The sequence below is a fragment of the Solihabitans fulvus genome (assembly GCF_008386585.1).
GTDB classification, from domain to species: domain Bacteria; phylum Actinomycetota; class Actinomycetes; order Mycobacteriales; family Pseudonocardiaceae; genus Solihabitans; species Solihabitans fulvus.
On sequence record NZ_VUOB01000308.1, the window covers coordinates 1 to 463 of the forward strand.

Genomic DNA, 463 nt, shown 5'->3' on the forward strand with positions numbered 1-463 from the left:
GGCGGGGTCTTCTTAGCAACCGGGTTCTTGGGTTTCTTGGCGAGTGCCTCCTTGCTGGTCTTGCGTCTCCTCTCGCGTAGTTTCTCAGCCTTCATAGCGGGGTTTCGCTTAGACAGCTTCAATCCACTCTTCTCGGCATCAGCCAGAGCCTTCAAGTTCTTCCTTCTGCGCAGCTCTAAGATAGCTTTCCTCTTCAGCACGGCCGCGTAAGGATTGAGTTTCAGCATCGCCTTGTTACTGGTGAGCGGGTTCAATTTGCGTGTAGCACGGATCACGCGTGTGTTGGGAGCACGGAGGACCTTCCTGATCTCATCAGACTTGAGAAGACGTGTGAGGTCAGTGTTGGCCATCTTTGGCTGGGGCAGGTTGAAGTTCTTCTTTTGTTTCGATGGTGTCTTCCATGACCCGAATAAGGGGTCAAGCCTGCCGAATGCGGACTGAGTCCAGATGACGAAACGTCCAA

At 53.3% G+C, this 463-nt stretch carries 1 protein-coding gene; it reads right to left on the bottom strand.

The features are described from left to right. Positions 1-463, bottom strand: a 463-nt coding sequence (locus tag F0L68_RS45925) for a large ribosomal subunit protein uL4 (RefSeq protein WP_149855421.1), incomplete at both ends; no start/stop codon positions are given.